Here is a 24071-nt window from a genome sequence, read left to right on the forward strand (position 1 = left end):
TCCGAAAAAACATTTTATAAAGTGAAACTTCCATCAGTACAGGTCTGACTGCCCATTAATGCAAGATAAAACTAGGGATTTTCATGTTCTTAAAGACCTAAACATCCTACACTTTTATGGATGCTTTACCATACAAAAAGGCTTCCGAAGAATTGGAATCTTTTTTGCTATGGTTACTCACTAGCATAAAAACCTTCAGTATACTGAAGGTTTTTATGTAAAACTTAACATTGTCGTTTTAAACAAACAGGTTTCCCATTTTGTAAGTTTTAAACCGGCTTTATCGAACGCTTGAAATAGTATATTGAAGTTTATTCTTTTAAAATTTTTGTTGTTAGTTATACACTCTAGTAATTTGTCTTTGCCAATGTACATGTAAAACATCCGATATTCCTCCTGCAAAGTGTTATATAACCAAAGCTGCTTCATTGACCTGTTTACCCTCATGGCCTGACGTTGTTTCTTATCAAGATAACTTATATATCTTTTCTTTACTTTCGTATGCATGGATGAAACTTGTATACATTGCCGTTTGATACGAAAGTATATATCTATAACATCAAGATTTCCCAATTCTTTTTGCTTAAGTACGCATGAAGCATTTTCACATGCTAATTGTTCTATCTCTTCCGCTGTAAAAAACAATGACGCTTCCCGTTTCACTGCGTTTGTACAATCTGCAGAGTGAAATAAATTAAATATCCCATTCAATGCCCCAAACGTACATCGTATCGTTCCTTTCTTCGCTTTTTCAGGCTTGAAGTTTCCCTTCCACTTTTTTTCAATCAGCTCGGAAACTGATTTATACGGCGGTTGTGGTGTCCCTTGAACCAACACACATAAGCTTTCTCCTAAGTTCAAGAATTCGGATTCTAATTCCCACCACCACTCAGCATAATCCTTATTTTCATCCCAATATAAACGCCGGCATAAATGTGGTGTAATCGTGACATATTTGTAGGCAAGAATTTGAAACCCTTTTCTCTCTAAAAATGACAGAATTTCTCGTTCTAAATTTAAGTATACTGCGTCTGGTTTGCATATTACGAACCCTAATTTGTCCCAATTCAATATCTATATCCCCCTTCCACCCTATGTAATACTATATGGCAGAAACGGAAAGTTGCTTATGCGAACATAATAATGACTATGTTCATACATCCAATTCGAACTTTCAATATTATTGAAATGAGCGTTAATGTTGATGCATTTAAAATCTTTTTGAATATTGATTTAGACAGCTATCGCAAACCAGAAAATGTAAAAAACATTAATTACCTTTGAGGAATTAGTAGGATACGAAACAACTGCTATTGAAAAAAGGATAAAATATGCTTTAAGATTCTTTGATAAGTAATTGTATAATATTTGTGAATCCTATTTAACTAATCTTCTCTCAATCACTTAAATTAAAAAAGTACCACCTGTTAAAGGTGATACTCATTCTTTTATGATAAAGTTATGCGCTATCCGATTAAGGAAGTTGAATGCTGAAATACAATTTCACCGTCTAGCATTGTGAGTTCAACCTGTATGTCCTTAATCTGTTCGTGAGGAACGTTTAAAATCGGTTTGTCCAAAACAACTAAGTCTGCAAGTTTTCCTACTTCAATGCTGCCTTTCATCTTTTCCTCAAAACTTGCGTACGCGCCATTCCAAGTAAAGAGTTTGATTGCTTCCAAAACGCTTACACGCTGATTGGCTCCAACCTCTTGTCCCGATGAACTCAAGCGGTTAACAGCGACATGAATACCAAGAAGTGGATTTGGCATGATAACCGGGCTATCGGAAGCAGCTGCAGCAATGATATCAGCATCAATATAATCACGAAGGGGATACATATGATTTACCCTTTCACCATAGTCTTTTATATATCCGTCCCCAAATTCATAGAAGAACCCAGGATTAGGAATAGGAACCACTCCAAGCTTTTTCATGCGGATAAGTAAATCCGGCATCGTCACCCCCGCATGTTCAATCCGATGCCGATGATTTGACCGTGGATGTTTTTCCAGCGCACGTTCCATGCAAGTAAGCAACATATCAATCGCTCGATCTCCCTGTGCATGTGCCGTAATTTGAAATCCTTTTTCGTGTGCTTCTCCCAATATCTCATCCAATTGCTCCTGACTATAGTAGAGAATTCCGCAATCATTTGGATTACTTGTATATGGTTCCCTCGTTGCAATTGTCGGACCGGTGCTGGCACCGTCCGTAAATACCTTTGCAGGACCGATTCGAAACCACTCGTTACCCAAGCCAGACAAAATACCGGCATCTATCATTTTCTTAATGTAATTTTCAGGGTGGTTCAGTTCACAAATCATGGCATAAATCCGTGTCTTCACAGCCCCAGAAGCAACCGCTTTCTGCATTGCTCTAAAAACGGAAGCACCGTATGAACCGGCATCATGAATACTCGTTATTCCTAATTTAACAAACTCATTACTTGCTAGAACAAGCCCCTTAATCAGTTCCTCTTCGGAAAATTGCGCGAGTGCATACATACTCATATGAGCGGTTTCATATAACAATCCGTTAAGATCACCGTTTTTATCCCGTCCGATGATCCCTCCCTCCGGATCGGGGGTATTTTTGGACAAACCAGCCAATTCAAGTGCTTTGCTGTTTACTACGGAAATATGACCGCAAGTACGTCCAACGATAACTGGATGATCCTTGGAAATCTCGTCAAGCTCCCATCTCGTGGGAAAACGCTTTTCTTCAATTAAATTCTCGTTAAATCCCCATGCCCGAATCCACTCTCCTTTAGGCGCCTGATTCGCCGCTGCTTTCCCCTTCTCCAGAAGATCACGTAAGGATGGCAAATGCATCTCCTTGAAATCAATACCGAGCTTATTCGTTCCAATAATCGCCATATGCAAATGGGAATCAATGAACCCAGGCAGTAAACTCTTTCCTTCCAAATTTATGACATGCGTGTTGTCATGAATGTAATTCTTTATTTCCTCGTTTGTACCAACTGCAATAATTCTGTTCCCTTTAACTGCGACCGCTTCCAAAATTCTGTTTTTCTCATCAACTGTAATTACTTCACCGTTTAAAAACACACTATCCGCCATTTTAAATCCTCCTTAAACCGTTGTTTTTGTCTCTTCTTTCTGAACAATCGATTGATGACCGTCTTCAAGATTGATACCACAACAAATTTAATTTTTAATTAAGAAAATTCAGAATAAAAAATGTGAACAAGTGCATTTTTGATAAATGTACTTGTTTACATTGTAGCATTTCGAAATTTTTATTGTCTTATTAATTTAGGTTAAACCTATTCAAGTTCCGCTACTGCTTTTTTTATTGTTTTGACGATAAATTCAAAGTCTTCTTCTGTAATATTTAACGGTGGAGCGAGCATGAGTACATTGTTATATCCTGCAACCGTATCACCGTTTTTACCAATGATCAATCCTTGCTTTTTGCAAGCTTCAATCACAGTATTAACTTTCTTTATATCTGCAGGCTGTTTCGTTTCTTTATCTTCGACGAGCTCAATTCCTATTAAAAAACCTTTGCCCCGTACATCACCGACATATGGATAGTTTGTTAATTCTGATAATTCTTCAAGGAAACGTTCACCTAAAACTCTTGCATTTTCAATGAGTCCTTCTCGTTCCATTATCTCAAGATTTTTGAGCGCAACTGCACAGCTCGCCGGGTGTCCGCCAAATGTATTGACATGACGAAGGTGATCATATTCTTCCGTCCCTTTAAACGCTTCATAAATGTCTTTTCTTACAGCGGTTGCTGATAATGGAAGATAAGAACTTGTTAGTCCTTTTGCCATTGTCACAATGTCTGGTTTCACACCATAATGCATAAATCCAAATTTTTCTCCTGTTCTACCAAAGCCGCAAATTACTTCATCCACAATAAGAAGTACACCATGCTTTTCACAAATTGTTTTTACCTTCTTCATATAGTCTTCAGGTGGCATAAGTACACCGCCGCCGCTAATAATCGGCTCCATAATGACTCCAGCAATTGTTTCTTTTAATTCCCACGTAATGACACGATCGATTTCTTCAGCAAACTTAAGGTTTTCTTCTTTCGTATGACGATAAGAATCAGGTGGCGTGACATGTAAAAAACCTTGTCCTAACGGTTCATATTTATACTTACGCTGTGCTTGTCCCGTTGCAGCAAGAGCTCCCATTGAATTACCGTGGTAAGCGCGATAACGTGAAATAAATTTATAGCGATTGTGTTCACCGGACTGCTGATGATACTGGCGAGCAATTTTAAAAGCTGTTTCATTTGCTTCAGAACCACTATTGGAAAAGAAAATGACGTATTCATCACCAAGCCATTCATTTAACTTCTCTGCTAATTGAATAGCTGGTAAGTGACTTTGGGATAATGGAAAATATGGAACATCTAAAAGCTGTTGATAAGCTGCTTCCGCAAGCTCTTTGCGGCCATATCCAACATTCACACTCCACAAACCAGACATGCCATCTAAATAACAATTCCCTTCAATATCAGTTATTTTCGACCCTTTTGCATCTGTAACAATCATTGAAGAAGCAGCTGCATTATAACGACGCATTGCATGCCAAACGTATTGCTCATCTTTTTTTACGAAATCTTGTCGTTGATCAACTTTTTGCATAGTTATTCCCCTTCCTTTCATACTGAGCCGTTAACATTTTTTTTCTTGTGTAAAATTCAACACCATCTTTTCCATTTGCGTGCAGGTCACCATAGAAAGAATTTTTATAGCCTGAAAATGGAAAGAACGCCATTGGAGCAGGAACTCCTAGATTGATACCAAGCATTCCGGAATCAATTTCTTCACGAAATTCACGGATCGCACTCGCACTGTCAGTATACAAACATGCGCCATTTGCAAACTCAGACTTATTTGTAAGTTCAATTGCTTCCTCTAAAGTTTTTACTCGAACAATCGATAACACAGGAGCAAAAATTTCATCTTGCCAAATTTTCATTTCAGGTTGGACGTTATCAAAGATCGTAGGGCCAACAATGATGTTCTTTCAGATGGTTTTAATATAAACGTTTTTCCGCATGCAATCGCGAGTGGAAACATCCATCATGGAACCATCATCGGAAAGTTAAACGCCGTTATTCCGCCAATGTAGTTTTTTAATGTTTGTACGCTGTTAGTTACTACCATAGGGAAAACCTCCTGTTCTGAAATAACAATTCTGTACATTTATTATATCCGAACTGGAAAGCGCTTTCAGTAGACAGTATGTAAACTTATTTATAAAATAATCACTACATTTTGGTGATATCCAATCTATTTATTTACAACTAGTCCAAAGAAAGAAAACATAGCGTAAAGTGCTCAACATACTTTATTACGACTTAGAAGTAGATACATATTCATAGGCAGTGATGGCAAATTCTATCGCTTGTCGTTTATGGAAATCCATAAAATCTTCACCTAAGAGCTCATTTAATTTTTGAAGTCGTTGGTAAAGAGTCTGCCGAACGATATATAAATTTGTTGCTGTTTCTTGCTTAGAGCCATTGCACTTAAGGTAAGTTTTTAATGTTTCCATTAGTTTTCCGTTATTTTGCTGGTCATAAATGAGTACAGGGCCTAAATAATCGGAGATAAAATCATCCAGATCTCCTTGTTCGTTAACTATCGACACTAAACGAAAGATATGTAAATCGTCATAAAAACAGCTCATATGTCCTTTTGGCATGTTCTCCTGAATGATTAATGATTCTTGTGCCGTGTGATAGCTCTTTTTTACATGGCTTAATTTATCTATAAATTTTCCGACACCAAATTGGATTTGACCCACCTTGTATTTTTCCATTAATTCTGTTTTTTGCAAATGGCCGATTCCCGCTTCGATTCTACGTTTCCAATCACTCATTTTCCGCTTGTTCAGCAATATGAAAATCATTTGATTCTTCCTTACAGTAGCTAAAAGAAGGAAACCCTGCTGTTCAAATATAGAACGAAAGAGTATTTTTAAATAAGTGAAACCCGAGCTTTTTTGGTCATAGTCATCGATTTTACAGAGTAACACAATACAACCGTTTACTTTGAGATTAGGCTCAAGCTCAGTAATGTATCTATGAATTCGCTCTTCACTATGCGCCCCATCGAGCCATCTTTGAATCCATTCCGTTTCATCAGCCTTCCTTCGTTCTTCAACATATAACTCACGTAATAGGTTTTGCGCCAATGCTATGGCACTTCGGTCTACTATAAGTGATTCAAATCCATTTATTTCAGATTCTGAAACGAGGAAGAGGTCTCCAAATTTTTGATCTAAAGCTTGTATGGATTGACAAAAAATAGTTACATCCTTTTGCACATTATCTTCTCTTAAAAATTTAATGATTTTCTCTTGTTCATCAGGCGTTTTTTCAGAAATAATTTGGATTTCACCTTCTTTTGAACGGTACAATACTGTCATTTTTAAATAATCATGTAACAGCTGCAAGATTTTTGATTGTGAGTTAGATGTAAGGAGCAGCCGATTTAACTGATGGGAATAGTCTTCTAAATCTGAAATCATTTGATAGTGTTTTTTCAATAAAAGAGTATGTACATCTTGTGTAATATCAACAAACCGTACTTCATGATAGAAAACGATTAATGGGAAATCGTGACAATCGGCTAATTCTATAATTTCTTGTGGCACGTCAGTCATATACATTCCTAATTCAATACAAAGTCCCGCAGCATTCGCATCAATAAATTCTTTAATTAATGAAAGAAAAACTTCTTTATCTCCGTTCCATCCAACTCCTGTAGAAAGGATAAGTTCATTTCCGTTTAAGAGATTTCCAATTCGAGGTATTTCCATAATATGTAACCACTTTACCGTTCGGCAAAGGCCGGCTTTCCCTGCTATCACTTTCGCATTTTGAAAATGCCTATGCTTTAAGATTTCCTTTACTGATAAATTAACCCCTGTATTCATTTTATCGTACACCTCTTTAGAGTTTAGAAACATTAATTCTAATAATATTTTATTTGAAAATTCAAAATTACACAAAGTACAAAAAACTAAATACAGGTAATTTTCCCGTGCTCAAGTTTTCTCATAACCCCTGTCTAATATGACATATGTCATATACAACACTTTATAAATATTGTAATTTATAAAGTGTTGTATAGCATAATAAGTATTTTATATAAAACTAGATTGGTATTATACTTGTTATGACATTTTGTAACAAAATGCTATAGGACATCATATAAGTACGTTGACAAGACTTTTTTATAAAAAAGTTTGTATGTGATAACTAGAAAAACGAACTATATTTGGAGGATTAGTATGAAGTACGAGATTATAATATTTGATGCAGATGAGACTCTATTTGATTTTAAAAAATCTGAAAAAGATGCTCTTAAAAATACTATGCTTGCGTTTAATATAGAATATGATGAAAATCATCATTTAAAAGTATACAAGGATATAAATACAGCTATATGGAAAGAGCTTGAGGATGGACTTATTACTCAGAAAAAATTAAGTGTTGAAAGATTTAAACGGTTATCAAATAAATTAAATGCTGAATTTGATGAAGTTGAATTTGCACAATTATATATGAAACATTTATCTTATGCATCTTTCTTATACGATGAGAGTATAGACCTTGTAGAAAGTCTGCATAAAGATTATAGACTTATTATAATTACCAATGGTCTTAAAGATGTTCAAGATCATAGAATAAGAAAATCTATTATAGCAAAATACTTTGAAGATATCGTAGTTTCTGAGGATGTTGAGGCATCAAAGCCAGACCCTAAAATATTTGAACACGCTTTAAACAATATACAGCATACTGACAAGAGCAAGGTATTGATGGTAGGAGATAGCTTAACTTCTGATATACAAGGCGGGATCAATTTTGGTATAGATACGTGTTGGTTTAACCCTAATAAAATTGTAAATACATTAGAACTCAAACCTACTTATGAGATTTCAAATTTGATGGAGCTTAAAAATATACTAAAAAAATAGATTTATTAAGACAGCGGTTGTCTCAAAATGATTGAAAACTCGTTTTGAGTACAACCTTTTTCATTTTATCAAATTAATCTAGGTTTACTAATTAGCTGAAATGTTATAAATAAAAAAGAGAAAGAAATTGATAAACACTCAATTCCCTTCTCTTTCACATCCTCTACATCTCCTCAGGCGCTTCCATCCCAAGCAAACGTAAACCTTCTTTTAATACAATTTCAACCGCATATACGAGTGCAAGTCGACTTTCTTTCTCTGCATTTTCTTCTAAAATACGAATGTTACCATAATATTTATTAAACGCCTGCGCCACGTCTAGTAAATATTTTGCAATCTGAGATGGCTCGTATTTTACAAAAGCTGTTTCAATGACTTGCGGAAAGCGATTTAACAATTTTATCACTGTCCAGCTTATATCATCTGTTAACTGTAATTCTTGTTTCTCAATATCTATATCGCTTTTTTTCAATAGCGAACAAGTACGGGCATGTGTGTATTGTACGTATGGTCCTGTTTCTCCTTCAAATTTCAACATATTTTCAAGTGAAAATTCGATGTTATGCATGCGTTCGTTTTTCAAATCGTGGAAAATAATTGCGCCAACACCGACTTGCTTTGCTACTTCATCTTTCTTCTTTAAGTTAGGATTTTTCTCTTCAATATTTTGTTTCGCTAGCATAATTGCTTCTTCTAGCACTTCTTCTAATAAAACAACTCTTCCTTTACGAGTAGACATTTTCTTACCATCTTTTAAAATAAGTCCGAATGGAACGTGCGACATACCTTCTACCCACTCAAATCCTAATTTCTTTAATACAGTGAAAAATTGTGAAAAATGCAAGCTTTGTTCTTCTCCAACGACATACAGTGCTTTATCAAATGCATACGTGTTTTGACGATATAATGCAGCTGTTAAATCACGCGTTGCATAAATAGTAGCACCATCTGACTTTTTAATTAAACATGGCGGCATTCCTTCTGCTTCTAAATTGACCACTTGTGCTCCGTCTGATTCTTCTAATAAACGGTGTTCTTCTAGAAGCGAAACGAGATCATCCATCTTATCATTATAAAATGCCTCGCCTTGAAAATTCGAGAATTCTACGCCAAGCAGTTCGTAAATACGAGAGAACTCTTTTAAAGATTCATGACGAAACCAGTTCCATAAATATACCGCTTCTTGGTTTTCATCTTCTAATTTTTTAAACCAAGCACGTCCTTCTTCTTCTAACTCTGGATATTCTTTTACTTCTTCATGAAAACGTACGTATAACTTAAATAGCTCACGAATCGGATCTTCTTTGACAAGTTCTTCATCGCCCCATTTTTTATAAGCGGTAATAAGTTTCCCAAACTGCGTTCCCCAATCACCGACGTAGTTAATGCCAACGACTTCGTAACCACACTTTTCACATATATGTTTTAATGCATTTCCAATCATTGTAGAACGTAAATGCCCCATCGAAAATGGCTTAGCTATATTAGGAGATGAATAATCAATTACAACTGTTTTTTCTTGCCCAAAGTGCAGCTGCCCATATTCTTCTTTTTCGTCTAGTATTGCATTTAACACTTCATTACTTACAGTTTGGCGATCGAAGAACACATTTACATATGGTCCAACCGCTTCTACTTTTGTAAAAAATGGGTGAGATAATTTATCTGCTAGTTCCTGCGCAATAACTGCTGGTGCTTGTTTATATTGTTTTGCCAATGTGAAACAAGGAAAGGCTGCATCTCCAAATTCATCTTGCTTTGGTGTTTCAATTAAAGCGGCAATTTGTTGTAATGATAAAATTGGTTCTAATACATCGAATACATGCTGTGCAAACTTCATTTTATATTCCATCAGTATCTTCCTCCTTTTTATCAATAAAAAAACTCGCCTCTTTTCTAAAAAAGAGACGAGTTTACACCCGTGGTACCACCCTTGTTGTTCATCATGAACCACTTTCCCGTTTATAACGAGGTTAGGGAGCCCCGGCTTACTCTATACTACACCGTTCAAGCAGCATCTCCGAAGTGCGCTTCATTATTTTCTCTGCACTAGGCTTTCACCATCCCTAGCTCGCTATCGCTTCTGAAAATAATTACTCTCTTCATCCAAGATTTTCTATACAATTGATTATAGTCCATTATACATATTATCTGACAATTAGCAAGTTTCAATTACACCAAAATGAAATTTAGAGCTTTTTCGTTTATATACAAAGAAGTTATGTTCTTCAAAACGCGTACTACGAAAATGGTCTTTTAACACAACCCGCTTTCGCGCTACACGCTTAGCCTCTTTAATTGTCTCATCCGTAATATCGTTGTACAATGCAAAATGTTTTAAACCACGAATACCGTCTGATTCTAATACTGTTTCTTCAAACATCGGATCTAAATATACTACATCGTAGCTATGATCTGCACATTGTTGCAAAAAAGATAAATGCTCCGTATGCTTTACTGTAATTCGCTGCATTGCTTCGTTAATTTCTGTTACACCTGCATCCCATTGCTCAAGACCTTTTCCAATCAAATATGCCATATAGCGGTTGCCTTCTAATCCAGTGACTTGTCCCGCTTCTCCTACAGCATAACTTGCCACAATGCTATCAGATGCCATACCAAGTGTGCAATCTAATACCATCATCCCTTCTTCTAGCTTCGCGGCTTGTAGAAATGGATCATGTTCACCGCGCATTAATCGCTTCACACGAAACATTGCCGAATTTGGATGAAAAAAGAACGATTCTTCCGTTCCTTGCGGGTAAATCGCTAATCGATTTTTCCCAACAACAAGTACATCTTGTTTATATTGCTCATGTAATTCATAAATAGGACGGTCATTTCTCATAAAAAAAGAACATTGTAAATCTGCCGCTATTTTTTCAGCATATGCTGTCATCTCTTTACTTGTTCGCCCTGCTGTCGTTACAATCATTCTGTCACCTCATTATAAAGAAAAAGGGAGAAAATCTCTCCCTTTTTAGCAATGCTTTTCAAAAGCTTGTTCTAAGTTATTAATAATCTCTTCCATTGTTGCACCTTCAATTTCATGACGGTGAATAAAATGAACGACTTCTTTACCTTTTAATAGTGCCATAGATGGTGAAGATGGCGGGATATCATCAAAGTAAGAGCGCATCATTGCTGTTGCTTCTTTATCTTGACCTGCAAATACAGTTACAAGATTGTCAGGTTGCTTTTCAGAACGTACAACCGCTTGACCAGCTGATGGGCGTGCTAAACCTGCCGCACAACCACAAACAGAGTTTACAACAACTAATGTTGTCCCTTCTGTATTTTCCATGTATTCTTGTACTTCTTCTGCTGTTGCTAATTCTTTAAATCCCGCGCGTACTAACTCTTGGCGCATTGGAATTACCATTTGACGCATGTATTCTTCGTATGCATTTGTCATGTTACTTATCTCTCCTTCAACTTTCATTCCAGATTTATCATATCACGCTCTAATAATAGACGCAAAAGAAACATAATGACTTTCTTATTTTTCCTTCGGAAGTTCGCAAACCCCATTTTTACAATGTCCAACGGGGACAATTTTTCTTTTTGTTGCAATATAATCATATAAAAAATGACCAAATCCAAACAGAATCGATAATTTAATAAAAGGGACAATTGCCCAGTATGCAGGAATTGCTTTCGCTAAAACATCTACACTTTTAATGCCTTTATACCAACGACTATCTTTATAAATATATAGCTGTTTCTCCATATTTTGCTGCATCTCTTCTGATAAGCAATATTTCTGAGCAATTTCTTCTTCGCGAAAAGAGACAAATTTGATTTTCCCCTTTTTATCTAGTTCTTTCGTTCGATTTGCAACCTTTGTACACATCGGGCACCAGCTATCATAAAAAACAAGCATGGCTATTATTCCCCTTTTCGATACTCCGTCATTTGCTTCCAAACAGAACCTTTCGCTTCTTCTCCGCCTTCAATACGTTCAAGAGCTAAGCGAGCTTGCATCGCTACCTCAAATTCTGGATCTTCCTCCGCTATACGAAGTGCCGGAACTGCGCTTTCATCACCAATTTCAAATAAAAACATTGCCGCGCGCCAGCGTACAAGTTTACTTGGATCTTTTAATGCTTTGATCATGACGAACATAGCAGCAGGATCACCAATATCTGATAAGCAGTCACCCGCTGTACGGCGTACACTTACTGACCTATCTAATAATGCCTTATACAGTAAAGGTAATACGGCATCACCTTTTACCATTCCTAAATAAGCAGTTGCTAAGCGGCGAATCGATACTTTTTCATCTTCTAACGCTTTCTTCAGTACAGGAATATCTTCTTCTGTTGGATCCATTTGTTCAAGTGCCGCATAACGTTTTGTCCAATCAGAATCATTCATCATTTCCTCTGTTACTTTATATGGCTGACGTTTTGTAATCGTTACTTCTTTCGCTCCTGCTTGCTGTAATAATTCTTGTACAATCGCATCTACACGATCAGCTGGATATGCCGCAACAATCTCTTCCACAACTTCTTTCCCGATGTCTTCAAAGTCACCGTAGCGTGTACTTTGCTCAACCCACTTACGTTCTTTCACAACATTTGGCGCAGACATCTGTACTTTCATAATTGCTTCTTTAAAGCGATCTGGCAATCCAACTCGTTCCTCTGTTGTACCATCTGTTAACTTCACTTGCATAGGAATAGTAAAGAACATTTGAATAAATACTTTTACTTCCCCGAAATGCGCATTGGCTTCTTTTTCACTTTCTGTTGCTACTTCTTCCCCAAATACGGCACGTACTTGCTGTAAAATGTGTTTCCAATCATATTTTGCATTACGCTCTATCGCTAAAAAGTCCGCAACATGATACACACCTTTAATACCTTCAATTTGTAAAATTTGCTGCACTCTTTCCGGAGCTTCTCCCATATTAGTACGTGTATAGTTATTACGTGTTCCTGATGGTAACACTTCATTTAAAATAACTTTCATTGTATTTGGACTTGGTGTCGGTTCAATCCCTTTAATCTTCACGAATATTGTCTCTCCTTTATTACTGTTCTTAGCTGTATTGTAACATGTTCTGAAATAAGACTCCTACTGAGGTGCTTGCTCTTTTTTCTTCTCTAAAAAAGTAATTCTTTCAATAACAACTTCTGTCTTATATATTCTTTTTCCGCTCTCATTATTATATTGACTCGTATGAATATGTCCGGTTATACCAACAAGTGCTCCTTTTTTGCAGTATATCGTTACATTTTCCGCCGATTTCCGCCAAATCATGCAGTTAATGAAATCCGCTTGCTGCTCTCCTAAACTGTTACGAAACCCTCTATTTACTGCCACACAAAGACGCGCATAAGCAATCCCTTGCTTTGTATAATATAATTCTGGATCTTTTGTTAATCTACCAACCTTATGGTAAGCGGCATTTTTGTATAGATTCTATCAAATCCTGATAAATAGCCTTTTGTAAAGTGAATTCCGCTTTTTTATAATTGGACAAAAAACAAATTAACCTCAGACTATTTCATCAAGTAAAAAGGGAGAAAATTCATGGCTTTTGATAAAATTTTGGACATTCTTAAACTGAAAGGTTAAGTCAAAGCTAAAATAAAAAAACGTCTTTCGACGGCTCTTATTGAAGTAAAGCTACCCTTTAGTTTAAGAAGAAAGAGATAAGGAATAGCCTTACTCACTCCCTAAGAAAAATATTCAAATTGCTTTAATGACGCTGGATAGTATCACGGTATTAGACAAATGAACTTCTTTGGTTAAACCATTTACAACAGGAATAGATGCAATTGTTGTATGTTCCTGGTCAAAAATAAGATTTTTAGAAGAATCCGTATTTGGATTCTTAGTACAATCCATTTTTGCTTTCTTTACCAATCTTTCTCTTCGTTCAGTAAAATCACGTTTTGTGTTTTGTGAATTTCCTCTTGTTTTAATCTTCATTTCAAATCCCTCTTTCTAATAATATTGGATATTATTAGCTTCTTATTTACATAGTTCACGAACCTTGAGACAACACAAAAAGGGCTTTTCTCAAGTCGAAGCATTCAAAAAAGGATAGAAAATATCTCTTTTTGATGTTCGGCTCAGGAAAAGCCCTTTTTTACAGTTGATGAATGGGATATAACGAATATATCTCTTATTTCATCATCTCAACACTCAACTGTTTTATTTATTCTAGATTTGAAGTATTAGTGACTTCCTAGAAGGGAAAATAAAACAGGAAACAAGGTAAACAATAAACTAATAATTATGGTTTAATTGTATATTAAGAAATAAAAATTAGCAATACTGGTTCATTATTAACAATATAAAGGTAAGCGTCAAATTGTCCCCACATTTTAATATTCAATTAATGATGAGATAATCTCCTCCAAGTATTTATGTACTTAAGGAGATTTAATATCTTTTGTAATTTTATTTAAGGTCTATTTAGGAGTAGTCTTAATTCCTATTTCTAGTATAATGAAAAAACCATTCTTGGTTTCTGCCGCATGAATGGTTTTTCCAAATTAAATATACATACCAACAAAGAAGTATACTAGAGAAATTTTTTATATTTATAATCCCTAATTTAGCTGTAATTTTAAAGTGCTCTTTATATGTTTTTCTATTTCAGTTAAATCTCCATTCAAGAATTTATTTACTTGAGTTTGAATTTTGTTCTTGATATCATCTAAATCTTGATCTTCAGTAAAACTTTTAGGAAGAATTTCTTTAACATATACTTGGGTATACTGTCCTGTTAAGTTATTCAGCTGCTTCTTAAAAATCTCTTTTTTTTGATTACAAGCCTCAAAAATTGCTCGTCTAATTTCCTGTTCTCCTGGACCAATAATCAATTTAAGTACTAACTTATCGTTTTTTAATTGAAATTCAAATAATAAAATTCTTTTTGTGTTTGTCCAACCATTTCCTTCAATAGGAATTACATGATCCAAACCTTTAGTTGTGAAACGTATATACTGCTTACTTGATACATCCATTATTACATCAGCATGATTCATTAAGATTTCTTGGATATACTCCGATAAATCGGAATATATGTCCGGTTTGTACTCAAAAATTAAATCTAACGCTTTCTGATGCTTAAAATAGATTTCTCTACATATTTTTTCTAATTCTTTATCCCCCACAATATACCTCCGTAATATTTCTTTATATTGTTGTAAAAAGTGTTTAGTTTCAACCGATAAAACATCATTTTTTAAACTAACTGACTTTTCTAAGGTATTGAGAACTATCTCATAACTTATACTTAACCAATTCAATTCATCACTAGGCGTATCACCATTTGGAGTTAAAAATAAAAGTAACTTTTCGTGATTAGGATATTCTTCGTTGACGATTTCCAAATACTTATTGAGCTGATGTTTCGATTCCTTACTCCAAATTTTGTTTTCAATTACCAAGACAAAGTTATGAAGGGATGAAACTGCCAATACATCAATATTCCGCCACTCACGACGTACTACAAAATCATGATAATCCATCAAAGATATATCTATTAATGAAATGTTTAAATGTAGCAATGCCTCTTTATATGTATGAAATATAGATTGTATAAACTTTTTTATATATACATCACCTAATCCATGCGTTTCATTTGGATTTAAAAGCCATGCTAATACATTACTGTGACGAATTTCTGTATTTACAATGCCTAACATTTCAAAAACATTAAATTTATTGAATCTAGACTCTAATTGATCCAATACTTCAATGTCCATTAAAAATCGCTCTAATTCCTCTTTTTGTTCGGTCATCTTTTTTCACCTACATATTATTAAATTAGTTTATGAATTACAATAGTTCTTTAGGGAAATGAAAAAATCTCACGTGAAATTAAACTAATATAAGCTTAGCTTGCTGGGCGCGAGTCGGGACCCCAATAAGTTTAAAATTTTTTAGTAGATTTATTACTTTTCCCAATATTGCAGTCATCACATAAAGTTTGTAAGTTATCTAAAATCGTCAGTCCTCCTAAAGAATATGGAATGATATGGTCAACATGTAATTTCACTCCATCACTAGGAGTTCTACCACATAATTTACACTTGCCATTATCCCTGTCCAACACTTTATATCTTAAACTTAAGCTAATATTGCGACTTTTTTGTGCTGCACTGACTTTATGAGGAAGAAGATTAACCTCTATCTTTTTATCGTATGAGTTAAACATGTCAGTAACATTATTATAAGAAGGCATAATTTCTAATTCATACCCCTTATTCCCCATGAAATGCCCCTTTAACATTGATACCAATATAAAGTCCTCTAAGAATTTAGCACTTGTAGTATTCAAAAAACAACAACGCTTTGTATCAAAAATACCAAGCAATAAATCGTTCGTATCGGTTACTTCGAAGTTTAATTTACGTAACATGTTAACAAATACCCTTTGCTTCATTCGTCGGAACTGTTTTTTATATTCTTCATTTCCTGATAGCCGATCTGAGAATTTAATTTTTTGTGTTAAGAATATAGAACCTTTAGCGTCCTTTTCTGTAGTTAAATTAATTGAAAAAAGCATACCCGAAATATTATTACACTTGCTGTAACAAAATAATCTATAATGAGAACTCGTATTCTCATAAAGTTGCAATGATAACTCTAGTTCTCCATCTAATAAAGGAAATGTATATTCGTGACTTCTCCTTAATATCTGGAAATCTTGTTTATTATATTGAACTGTACTCTTAATTCCTTTCTTTCCAGTTAATACAAAGTTTCCTAACTTAATTTCATTGTTTTCTAATTGTGTCTCTAAAAGAACAGCAGCAAATTTAAGAGCATCGTATTGATTTTCGTTAGGTACTAACATTCTAGTATCCTCCATATCATACATTGTATATATTTAAATTATACTATGCTGTAATTAAATTATCTATCGAAGGCAAAAGTTACCCTTTCCCTACGATACCCTAACGATTAATAAAAAAAGTTACCAGCTATATGTAGCCGTTCTTCAAACCAACAAATTAATTACAAAAGCAAAAAAGATACAAAAAACAAAGTACATTTTTAATGATATATGTATCAAATCACATGTTTCAAAATAAACACGCTACTTTAATTTTTAATAATGTAGCAATATTATTTAACGTGCAATATTCACTATAGTAATATTCATTAGAAACAATAGGATATATCTTATAAAAAACAGTGCTAATTTTAAATAGCACTGTTTTTTATTAATTTTTTTTATAGATACTGATAATATAAAAACAACGAATTAGAATGTTTCCTTTCCCCCTCCCTTCTTTAATCAATTTCAAAAATTCTAACTTCTATGTTATTCAGAAGATACTTTCTGTTCATTTAGGATATTCTCCTTATCGATGTAAATACGAGAGTTCATTTGGATAGCATGGTCTATAATGTCTTTTCCCTTCTCCTTTGTGAAAGAGAGACGATGAATAATTGGGAATCTCTTCGTCAATTCTACTGTTGATGTCAATTCTGGAGGGGAGACGACCACCCATTGTATCTTTAACAGTTCACAAAGAGCAAATATAGGTGCAATGACGTGCTCTGAGACCATCTTACTAAATGGATTATCCGAAATTAAGACCGACCATCCTTTTTTATTGCTCTTCATAAGCATCGCCATAATTATCATTTGGGTCATCAGTTTTTGTCCCCCACTACCCGAAGCTTCCGCATAATCCCCTTTCATGATGGTCTCCCAATCTGAATAAAGAGAATCGTTTGGTTTTCCGTAAAGGAGATGGTTATCACCTCCGGGATTATATATCTCAAGCGTAGGATACTGATTACCTAATACTTTCAATACTAAGATGCTGATATCAATCATCTTGTCGATTTCATAAAGTGGGATATCTTGAATGTCTTTCTCTTCTTGTTTTAATTGCGCAAGAATCTTGATAAAAAACTCGGTCAAGACAGTATTGTAATAATCGAGGTTTTCATTGAACTGATAATTGTTGGCATACTTTACTAGCGGGAATATGTAGTCATTGTGGTTCTTAATCTTCATCCTTGAGACCATCTGCTTCATCTTTTTTACAATGAGATTTACCCTGTAGGTAGCTCGGTCTGTCCATTGTTTTATAACTTTTAATCCCTGAATCTTGTCTTCGCTGATTCTCTGAAGTTCCTCTTCGAAAGAAACAAGAACACTTCGGACTCCTTCATACATGAGACTATATTCTTGGGTAATAATATCCTCAAAGTAAGCTTCTACACTTGCCACAACATCCTTATCGAGATCCTTTGATTTCCCAACAGAGCTTCGATATCCCTCGTAAAGGGCCTTAAAATGAGCACCCGATTCCTTCAGTTTGTTCATATATGAGAAGTATTCTCCTGTCCACGAAGCTGTCTTTTGTTCAAAATTCCCCTTGATACCCTGAAGCCAGTCAATATCGGCAAAATCTCCAAATTTTGTCTCCAATATGTCCGAACTATCTAATTGTGCAATGTTGTTAGTCAGGGACTGAATGACATTTAAAATTTTTTCATGATGTAAATCCACTTCCTGTTTTTGGGCATTCAATTGTTGGCGATTCCTTTTAATTTCCTTCTCTTTTTCTACTAAATCCACATTCATCCATGAATCAGGCTCTCCGAGTTCCAGTTTCTCTACTCGTTTCTTTTCAGCTTCTAGCATCACTTTATCCCTATCTAGGGAACCACTAAGTCTTAATGTCTCCTCGTTCAAAATGTTGATTTTCTTTTGGTAATCTTCTGCGTTATCCTCATGAGTCTGGATATACTGAACAATGATATTCTTAGAACTACTCGGAACCTGAAGAGACTCCCAATTCGGATTCAATTCAAATAATTCGGTTTGAACGTCTGTAATCTTTTCTGATAGAGAATCTATTTCAAAAGAGAGCTTTGTCAATTCTAAATTTTTGACCTCAATCGAATTTTTCTGGCTACTGTGTTCAAAGAGATAGTTCTTAAGCTGATCAATTCCTTCTGCAGAGTAAACAGGTGCCTCTACCTTGTCCGATACTTGTGAATATTGCAGTGGTTGCTCCAAAGGATCTCTCACCCAATCAAAAATGGTCGTCAGCCTTTTATACTGTTCTTTTGCATCTCGCTTCCAATCTTGGTACGTTTCACGATAAGATTTTAGCTCCTTTTCTTTATTCTTAATAATGCGTTCCAGCACTTCTTTTTTCTCTATTTCTTTATCGCGGTCCTTAATAAATCCTTCTAACTCAAGAGATATCCGCTTGTGCTCCTCCTCCTCCGACATCCACTGTTTGACCTCTTCAATCTTTCTCTTGTACTCATGCGTTTCAAGGTCAATTTCGGATAAACGATCTTCGTATACCTTTGATTGAATAGCTATGACTGAGAGTTGTTCTTCAATGGCCGACATCAACTCATGAAATGTATGTAAATCCTTCTCAATCTCAGCTTTTTTATGACAAAGTGCTGAGGAATCGGGTTCTTCCACGAAGGATTCGCAGAAATGAAGCAGTTTCTGTATTTTTTGAAGATGACCCTTTTCTTGGTCAATTAGAAATTCAAAGTCGTCTCCCTTCCTATCCATTTCTTTCTTTTTCTGTTCAAATGCATATAAATCTAAAGCCTGGTGAAGCCAAGCATCTATAGTGATAAACATACCATTTTGCGTAGGATAAAGACGTTCATTATCTTGTTTAGAAGTGTGGCTTTTTTGCATATGTTCACGAATAAAGATTGGTACAGGCGACTGTTGAAATTTTCTTTCCAAAAATGATAGATCAATGTCCTCTACATCCTCTGAGGATACAACGACTCCGTAAGGAAACAAAGGGCTTTTCTCTATCTCTTTCCTCGCAACATCTTCACCGACATTTTCTATCATTTGATAGAGAATTTCCATACCCAGCTCACAAGCAATTCCTTGTGAAGCAATCTCATTTTTAACTTCTAGGACATCTTTATTCGGAATCCAATAATTTGAGTTTTTCAATATGTCGTATTGAGATTCAAGTATCCAACGCTCTTTTATTTTAGAATCAATGGAAATCTGTATTAAAGAAAATTCCTTTTCCAACTTTTTAATCGCTGATAAAATAGCCTCTTTTGAATAAGTATCGATTCTCTCTTTAATGGTATTTGAAATCTTATCCATCATTTTCGACTCTTCACATAACCTAATATCTAGTTTTTCTTTTATTTCTGCCTTTTTCTCTTCAAAGGAACAGATTTGAGAAAGTTTTTCTACTTTTTGGGTCAATAGACTTTCTTGCTCTTTCCTTATTTGAAGCTGTTCTTCTTTAATTTTTTTCGCTTCTTCTTCAATTGACTTCAACTTAAACTCGTAAATATTATTAAAATTCTCGGGATCATCTGTTATTATTTCTCCATATGCCGCCTGAAGTTTTGCTTTTTGTGTTTGGTGTATAGATAAACGAATTCTAAGACCAATAATGTTATCTCCTATTTGAGCAATAATTTCATTGTGTTCGCACAACTTTTCACGATTAATAGAAAGGTTCTTTTCACATTGACCAATGAACAGAGAATGTTGCTTGCGTATCCCCTTCCAACTGACATATATTTCATCCCACACGTTCTTTAATTTTTCTTTGAGCTTTTTCATTTCGCCTTCCAAGTCATCCAGTTTCAACATTTCCTTCAACCTATTGTATTGCTTTATTTTTTGCTCCGATTCATTCCTAAGCTTAGCTCGTTCTACAAGCCTTAGATTAACACGATTTACTTTTGCCAATTTCACTTCTTTCTCAAGCATCTCCTTAAAGGTAGATTGTTTCTCCCTCAATGAATCAATCTGGTCATTTAAACCCGTCACATTACGAAAGGCTTTTGCGTATTGTAGATTGCTTGACTCCCATTTCAAACGCTCAAGTTTTTGGACAATATCCGCTAATTTCTTAGTTATATCTTTGTCCTCTACAATCTTACTATTCAGCTTGGCTTTCATGTATTCTTTTATGATGTATCCTTTTTTACGATGCTCTAAGAGTTCTTGTTCCAACACAGCACAATTCTTTAAGAATGTAATCACTGGACTCAATTCATCTATCAAAATTTTGTAGGTATACTCCCTTTCTATAAGATTGGGCATCTCCTGATTGGTAATGGCAACTTCTTTAAAGGTTTCTGACAGGCTCTTCGATTCTCGGTAACTTTTCTTGTATTCCGGTTCGATTTGTTTATCTAGACCTGGTATGATGACTTTGGAGGACAGTGTGTGGTTATCATCTGCCCTTCCAAAATAAGCAGAGACATCTCCTTCATCTTTATTGATACTTTTTAATACCCGCCATTCATGAGGATCGATACCGTACTTCTTCAGTTCGTTAAAATACTCTCTTCTTTGGTTTTTTGTATAAGTTGAAACATAAGCTTCGTGTCGCTTTAAGTATTTTTTTAAATCCTCCATAGAAAGGGAAGTTTGTGTCTCTTCATTCCACAATGGAATACTAGCAATGTCAAACGGGGCATCTTCCGTCTGTTCTACTATATATAGGAGATACTCTGGGTCAATGGGAGATTCACTGCCTACTTTATGGCTTCTTTTTGGATTGGCTGTGATTGCAATGCCGGTGGTGATTTTTGTATGAGGTTCCTTTCCTACTGCCCATTCAATGAGGACGTGAAAGGTATAGGGAGAAAACATCTTCTTTTCTTTAAAGAAGAAGCTGTCCACCATCTTTTCTTCCTTCCCCCACCTTATCAAGGGTTCAATCAATTGAAAAAAAGCTTGCAACAAAACCCCTTTCCCTCCCATATTGACTAACGTAATTAAAACATGAACCGGGATTCCCTCCTGATGAAAAGGAAACACCGTGTTCCGATATTGTTTTTTCATTTTGGCATATTTCAAACCAACGATTCTTCCTCGTCTGATTAAAGTATCCATGCCTTATTCCTCCTTCCTGTCGTCCTTAATGTTATTGATGAGATTCTTAATTTCCTGAAATTTCACATTAGTACCATATTGCAGATCCAATCGTTCTAATAGAATCCAGGTAGGTACAGCTTCTGCACTGCTCTTAACAATCTTGATGAATACGAGCCCTTCTTCTTCTAAAATCTTCATTGCCGTATGAACCAGACCAAATTTAGTTTTTTTATTTGAAGTAACCCTCTGCCGATTAGGATAATCAATGTTAAGATTCTTCCACAATTGGTAAACATCATCAATCGCAATGGAGAATTTTTTCGAGAATTCACCCTTACTCGATAATTGACGCTCATACAATTGGCTAAATACCTTATCTGCTTCATCGATCAATTTGTAATAAGAAATCCCATTTTGAAGCCATTCTGGATTTGGAGCATCAGTGTTCGCTTCTGAAAAAAACAACAAATGCAACAATCCAACCAAATATAAGTAACGGCGGTTCTCCAAAACGTAATATTTTTCTCTAAACTGAGAAAAATTGGAAGAATACAAAGAATTACCTTTTACAACTAAATGAAGGTACATTTTCCCCAGTAAAATCTCGGTACCTTCAACTTTGCAACGATTCTTTAGCATTTGACGAGTGGATTCATCGTTTTTGTACATTGCTACCAAGGTATCTTCATCTTTAAGTGCTCGTTTTTCCAGTAAAGCCCGGTAAATTCTGTTTGCAGATTCAACACTATCCATATCAAGCATGATTCGGCACTCCTCCCTTTAAGAGGATACGATAATTAGTCATTATCAATCCTCTTGTATCCTTTAATTTAAATTGAACATAGTCCCCTTCTATGAATTCCGTGAAAATTGGGATATTCAGCAATTCTTCAAATCGTTTATCTATATGAATCAACTCTTTAAGCAACCGTATCCTTTGGTCGCTTGAATTCAATAAATCCTGTTTCGATACGAGCAAAGTGCTATTGACAAATTGATTCCACAATTCAACCGCATGTTTGTTTTGTAGCCATTGCAATCTTGTTTCCTCATCCGAAAAAATCGACTCCGCATTCACCATCCCTTCATTCAAAAGTTGCAGAAAGACCGGCCTCCACAATTCCGCTGTTGGCTTCCAATCAATAGAAGGAATCGTCAACAGTTCTTCGCTACCATCGTTTCTGTCATCCTCTGCATCTATATCCACCATGGGTTTCGTCACCACTTGCTCCAATGACCAATCTAATGGATAAATTAGAGGCTTTTTAGGAGAGAATAATTTTATAAGCACTTGAAACATATCATCCGGGTTCACAAATCCTTTTTGTAGAATTAAATCCTCCCATATGCTTTCTTTAAAGGAAGTTCGAGGTTTTTTCCATAAATGATGATAGTAATTCTTTCGGATAACGATGATGGTTTTTACATTTTCAATAACCAATTGAGCAAGCGTATCATGCAATTCTCTAGTTTCATTGATTCTATCAAGAAGTGTTGAAATTTCATCCTCCAGCTCAGGGGCATCGATAATCTTACTCAAAATTTTCTCCATCTCCATGTATCGCTCTTTCTCCTCAGCAAACTGGTTATCCACGTTCCTTCTATGATCTTTTCCGATAATTTGATTATATTTATTGATATTTTTTGGATTTCTTTTAATCTCAATCCCTAGTCTTTCTTCTTTTTTCGTAAGCTTTCGAACTCGGATAATCAGTCTCTGTAACCTATCAAGAGCATCACGGTAGTTACCGCTTTTGATGAGCTGCAAAGCAACCCAGGATTGAATGTCGATATCCAACTCATCCAAAATCTCATGGCTCATAAAAATCATTTCATAGGAATCTTCGGTTAATTTATAGACATAGATTTGTTCTTCCGGGATAGAACTTCCTTCTTCCTCTTCGAGATACCGAAAAATGTGTTCTTCCCATTGTCCCGTCTCTTCATTGAAGAAAGGAGCTTTAAAGGAGCTGAGATACCGAGGGTCACCACTCCATATGAGTCCTTCAACAATTCGTTCGTTTCGTTCTTTGGTGGTTTTGAGTTTCAAATTTCGAATGACCGCATCCGTAATAGATTCCATGTCCGAAATGGTCCTTCTGGTATCATCTCTTACTTCACGTTGAAAGATTTCCAGCAAGATATTTAAACAAACGGTCCGAATGTAGGGGGATAATTCCCCGACATCCATTCCTGTCCCCAATGCCCATATAGGATTGAGCCGTTTCACACGGCTTCCGATGTCATGGTAATCCATCATC

Annotated in this window: 16 protein-coding genes, 2 pseudogenes and 1 other annotated feature; of the genes and pseudogenes, 1 reads left to right on the top strand and 17 read right to left on the bottom strand. The window is 35.4% G+C overall.

All coding sequences use genetic code 11. From position 1 onward, the window contains the following. Nucleotides 1-213: 213 nt before the first annotated feature. From AB1279_RS14135 to AB1279_RS14155, 5 genes and pseudogenes are all read right to left on the bottom strand, one after another. Nucleotides 214-1071: a nucleoside-diphosphate kinase gene (locus AB1279_RS14135; protein WP_429759415.1), complete on the bottom strand. Its 858-nt coding sequence runs from the start codon at nucleotides 1069-1071 to the stop codon at nucleotides 214-216. 395 nt (nucleotides 1072-1466) lie between these two features. Next, entirely contained in the window at nucleotides 1467-3083 is a 1617-nt protein-coding gene (locus AB1279_RS14140; protein WP_429759417.1) for an amidohydrolase, read from the bottom strand. 206 nt (nucleotides 3084-3289) lie between these two features. Then, nucleotides 3290-4630, bottom strand: coding sequence for an aspartate aminotransferase family protein (locus AB1279_RS14145; RefSeq protein WP_429759418.1), 1341 nt, complete (start codon nucleotides 4628-4630; stop codon nucleotides 3290-3292). Then, nucleotides 4617-5003: pseudogene (locus AB1279_RS14150) on the bottom strand (aldehyde dehydrogenase family protein); the annotation flags it as partial. The gene AB1279_RS14145 and the pseudogene AB1279_RS14150, both read right to left, overlap by 14 nt. A 339-nt stretch (nucleotides 5004-5342) precedes the next feature. Then, nucleotides 5343-6932: a PucR family transcriptional regulator gene (locus AB1279_RS14155; protein ID WP_429759419.1), complete on the bottom strand. Its 1590-nt coding sequence runs from the start codon at nucleotides 6930-6932 to the stop codon at nucleotides 5343-5345. 357 nt (nucleotides 6933-7289) lie between these two features. On the opposite strand from AB1279_RS14155, the gene AB1279_RS14160 reads away from it, so the two are divergent. Beyond that, nucleotides 7290-7979: a YjjG family noncanonical pyrimidine nucleotidase gene (locus tag AB1279_RS14160; protein ID WP_336480414.1), complete on the top strand. Its 690-nt coding sequence runs from the start codon at nucleotides 7290-7292 to the stop codon at nucleotides 7977-7979. A gap of 163 nt (nucleotides 7980-8142) precedes the next feature. Here the strand turns inward: AB1279_RS14160 and argS are convergent, their stop codons facing one another. The 12 genes and pseudogenes from argS to AB1279_RS14220 all read right to left on the bottom strand — a co-directional run bounded on the left by argS (nucleotide 8143) and on the right by AB1279_RS14220 (nucleotide 24070). After that, nucleotides 8143-9831, bottom strand: coding sequence for an arginine--tRNA ligase (gene argS / locus AB1279_RS14165; RefSeq protein WP_429759420.1), 1689 nt, complete (start codon nucleotides 9829-9831; stop codon nucleotides 8143-8145). Between the two features lie 48 nt (nucleotides 9832-9879). Continuing rightward, nucleotides 9880-10097: a binding site (T-box leader), on the bottom strand. A 40-nt stretch (nucleotides 10098-10137) separates the two neighbouring features. Continuing rightward, nucleotides 10138-10914 (bottom strand): class I SAM-dependent methyltransferase, encoded by a 777-nt coding sequence (locus AB1279_RS14170; protein ID WP_429759421.1) that lies wholly within the window; start codon nucleotides 10912-10914, stop codon nucleotides 10138-10140. A gap of 45 nt (nucleotides 10915-10959) precedes the next feature. Then, entirely contained in the window at nucleotides 10960-11394 is a 435-nt protein-coding gene (locus AB1279_RS14175; protein ID WP_336480385.1) for a BrxA/BrxB family bacilliredoxin, read from the bottom strand. An 84-nt stretch (nucleotides 11395-11478) separates the two neighbouring features. After that, nucleotides 11479-11862: a thiol-disulfide oxidoreductase DCC family protein gene (locus AB1279_RS14180; RefSeq protein ID WP_429750197.1), complete on the bottom strand. Its 384-nt coding sequence runs from the start codon at nucleotides 11860-11862 to the stop codon at nucleotides 11479-11481. Nucleotides 11863-11867: 5 nt separating this feature from the next. Continuing rightward, on the bottom strand, nucleotides 11868-12995 hold the full coding sequence (locus AB1279_RS14185) for a conserved virulence factor C family protein (RefSeq protein WP_429759422.1): 1128 nt from the start codon (nucleotides 12993-12995) through the stop codon (nucleotides 11868-11870). A 63-nt stretch (nucleotides 12996-13058) separates the two neighbouring features. Next, nucleotides 13059-13376: pseudogene (locus AB1279_RS14190) on the bottom strand (single-stranded DNA-binding protein); the annotation flags it as partial. A gap of 300 nt (nucleotides 13377-13676) precedes the next feature. After that, complete coding sequence (locus tag AB1279_RS14195; protein WP_429759424.1) at nucleotides 13677-13919, bottom strand: hypothetical protein; 243 nt, start codon at nucleotides 13917-13919, stop codon at nucleotides 13677-13679. Nucleotides 13920-14545: 626 nt separating this feature from the next. Next, nucleotides 14546-15742 carry a PD-(D/E)XK nuclease family protein gene (locus AB1279_RS14200; protein ID WP_429759426.1) on the bottom strand — a complete coding sequence of 399 codons (1197 nt, stop codon included), beginning with the start codon at nucleotides 15740-15742 and terminating at the stop codon, nucleotides 14546-14548. A 131-nt stretch (nucleotides 15743-15873) separates the two neighbouring features. Further along, the gene (locus tag AB1279_RS14205; protein ID WP_429759428.1) at nucleotides 15874-16800 is read right to left on the bottom strand and encodes an HNH endonuclease; all 927 of its coding nucleotides are present in this window, start codon (nucleotides 16798-16800) and stop codon (nucleotides 15874-15876) included. Between the two features lie 471 nt (nucleotides 16801-17271). After that, complete coding sequence (locus tag AB1279_RS14210; protein WP_429759430.1) at nucleotides 17272-21828, bottom strand: hypothetical protein; 4557 nt, start codon at nucleotides 21826-21828, stop codon at nucleotides 17272-17274. Nucleotides 21829-21831: 3 nt separating this feature from the next. After that, complete coding sequence (locus AB1279_RS14215) at nucleotides 21832-22572, bottom strand: DUF6063 family protein (protein WP_429759431.1); 741 nt, start codon at nucleotides 22570-22572, stop codon at nucleotides 21832-21834. Further along, complete coding sequence (locus tag AB1279_RS14220; protein WP_429759432.1) at nucleotides 22565-24070, bottom strand: hypothetical protein; 1506 nt, start codon at nucleotides 24068-24070, stop codon at nucleotides 22565-22567. Before AB1279_RS14220 ends, AB1279_RS14215 begins: the two co-directional genes overlap by 8 nt. Nucleotide 24071: the final 1 nt, after the last annotated feature.

Origin of the sequence: Bacillus sp. S14(2024), assembly GCF_050473785.1 — a bacterium.
Taxonomy (GTDB): Bacteria; Bacillota; Bacilli; order Bacillales; family Bacillaceae_G; genus Bacillus_A; species Bacillus_A yunxiaonensis.

Bases quoted from the DNA above. Each gene is read 5' to 3' on its own strand.
- AB1279_RS14140 (WP_429759417.1), bottom strand. From the start codon at position 3,083: ATGGCGGATAGTGTGTTTTTAAACGGTGAAGTAATTACAGTTGATGAG.
- AB1279_RS14145 (WP_429759418.1), bottom strand. From the start codon at position 4,630: ATGCAAAAAGTTGATCAACGACAAGATTTCGTAAAAAAAGATGAGCAA.
- AB1279_RS14155 (WP_429759419.1), bottom strand. From the start codon at position 6,932: ATGAATACAGGGGTTAATTTATCAGTAAAGGAAATCTTAAAGCATAGG.
- AB1279_RS14160 (WP_336480414.1), top strand. From the start codon at position 7,290: ATGAAGTACGAGATTATAATATTTGATGCAGATGAGACTCTATTTGAT.
- argS (WP_429759420.1), bottom strand. From the start codon at position 9,831: ATGGAATATAAAATGAAGTTTGCACAGCATGTATTCGATGTATTAGAA.
- AB1279_RS14170 (WP_429759421.1), bottom strand. From the start codon at position 10,914: ATGATTGTAACGACAGCAGGGCGAACAAGTAAAGAGATGACAGCATAT.
- AB1279_RS14175 (WP_336480385.1), bottom strand. From the start codon at position 11,394: ATGACAAATGCATACGAAGAATACATGCGTCAAATGGTAATTCCAATG.
- AB1279_RS14180 (WP_429750197.1), bottom strand. From the start codon at position 11,862: ATGCTTGTTTTTTATGATAGCTGGTGCCCGATGTGTACAAAGGTTGCA.
- AB1279_RS14195 (WP_429759424.1), bottom strand. From the start codon at position 13,919: ATGAAGATTAAAACAAGAGGAAATTCACAAAACACAAAACGTGATTTT.
- AB1279_RS14200 (WP_429759426.1), bottom strand. From the start codon at position 15,742: ATGACCGAACAAAAAGAGGAATTAGAGCGATTTTTAATGGACATTGAA.
- AB1279_RS14205 (WP_429759428.1), bottom strand. From the start codon at position 16,800: ATGTTAGTACCTAACGAAAATCAATACGATGCTCTTAAATTTGCTGCT.
- AB1279_RS14210 (WP_429759430.1), bottom strand. From the start codon at position 21,828: ATGGATACTTTAATCAGACGAGGAAGAATCGTTGGTTTGAAATATGCC.
- AB1279_RS14215 (WP_429759431.1), bottom strand. From the start codon at position 22,572: ATGCTTGATATGGATAGTGTTGAATCTGCAAACAGAATTTACCGGGCT.
- AB1279_RS14220 (WP_429759432.1), bottom strand. From the start codon at position 24,070: ATGATGGATTACCATGACATCGGAAGCCGTGTGAAACGGCTCAATCCT.